A 1,830-nucleotide genomic window follows, 5' to 3' on the forward strand; every position below is an offset into this window, starting at 1 on the left:
GTGAATTAATTCACTCCTTTTTTGATTTACGATGCTGCCGATTGATCCGTATTATATTTTTCTTCTGATTTTGCGACAATCATTGCGCAAATTGCATCCCCAGAAATGTTTACAGCTGTTCTAGACATATCTAGAATACGGTCAATACCGATAATTAAAGCGATACCTTCTACTGGTAGATTTACTTGATTTAAAACCATTGTAAGCATTACAAGTCCAACACCAGGTACACCAGCAGTACCGATACTAGCTAGTACAGCAGTTAATACGACCATAGCTAATTGCGGTAATGTAAGTTCAACTCCGTATACTTGAGCGATAAATACAGTGGCTACTCCTTGCATAATGGCAGTACCATCCATATTAATAGTTGCCCCTAGTGGTTGTACAAATGAGCTTATCGCTTTTGGAACGCCAAGCTTATCTTGTGCTGTTTTCATTGCAAATGGAAGCGATGCATTAGAGCTAGATGTACTAAATCCAATTGCCATTACTGGTCCGAAATGTTTAAAGAAACGAACAATATTTTCTTTTGCTAATACCTTTAATAAGCCACCATATACAAAAACCCCGTGAATAATGAGTACTAACATAACGACAATCATATACTTGAACATCGCAGCGACGCCTGCAAGCCCCATTTTACCAACGGATGAAGCGAGCAAACCGAATGTTCCAATTGGGGCTAATTTCATAACGAGATTAACAAGATACATCATTAATTCGTTGCCCTGTTCAAGTAATGAATGGATACCTTGAACTCGTTTTCCTAAAATAGCTATACCGAGTCCAATCAATACGGCAAAGGCAATGATTTGTAACATGTTTCCGTCAGCCATCGCTTTTGCTGGGTTATCTGGTACGATATTTAGCAATGTGTCAACGAAAGATGTTTCAGTTTTTGCACCTTCATACTTAAGACCTTCTGTTTTAAAATTACCGCCAGCTCCTGGTTTTATAATAAGTGCAAATGTAACCGCTATAGAGATGGCAACCGCAGTTGTTACGAGAAAGAATGAAATTGATTTTAAACCGATTCTTCCAAGTTGTTTCGGATCTCCAAGGCCGGCAGCACCAAGTACGATAGAAATGAACACAACAGGAACAACTAGCATTTTAATAAGTCGAATAAACAATTGACCAATTGGGTTGAACACATATTGATTTAGTGGCTCAAAGATAGATGGAGCAGCTAAATTTAGAGTGAGTCCAACAACTAGACCTAGAAATAATGCGATTAAGATTGCTTTTGTTTGTTTCAATAAAATCCCCCCTTTTGTTTTTGTGAAATTTCTTTCTAAAGTAATTATACCGAAAAAATCCCTAATTTAACAATATTTTCTGAATTTTTGGTTTTTAGGTGTAGATAGACTGATTTTGTGTTTGGAAAATAAAATAGACCATCACATAGGATGGTCTAGGGAAGGGGACAATTTATGTCAATTTAATTAGGGATGGAAGTTGCTTTAAGACACTGGGGAATGTCTTATAAATTAGGGAGGAACAACTTCGATACATATACTATAAAAGGTAGATGTGACCTCTGTGTGAACATAGAGTGAAAGAGAGAGGGAGTTTTAAATAAAAGATAGAAAGACAAAAAAATAAGACCATCATTTATAAGATGGTCAAGGAAGGGGACAATTTATGTCAATTTAATTAGGGATGGAAGTTGCTTTAAGACACTGGGGAATGTCTTATAAATTAGGGAGGAACAACTTCAATACATATACTATAAAAGGTAGGTGTGACTCTCATGTGAACATAGGGTGAAAGAGAGAGGGAGTTTTAAATAAAAGGTAGAAAGACAAAAAAATAAGACCATCATTT

At 36.3% G+C, this 1,830-nt stretch carries 1 protein-coding gene; it reads right to left on the bottom strand.

The genetic code is table 11. From position 1 onward, the window contains the following. Positions 1-26: 26 nt before the first annotated feature. On the bottom strand, positions 27-1,262 hold the full coding sequence (locus HMPREF2590_RS16345) for a dicarboxylate/amino acid:cation symporter (protein ID WP_000814808.1): 1,236 nt from the start codon (positions 1,260-1,262) through the stop codon (positions 27-29). Between the last annotated feature and the right edge of the window lie 568 nt (positions 1,263-1,830).

This window comes from Bacillus sp. HMSC036E02, assembly GCF_001836235.1.
In the GTDB taxonomy this organism is placed as follows: domain Bacteria; phylum Bacillota; class Bacilli; order Bacillales; family Bacillaceae_G; genus Bacillus_A; species Bacillus_A cereus.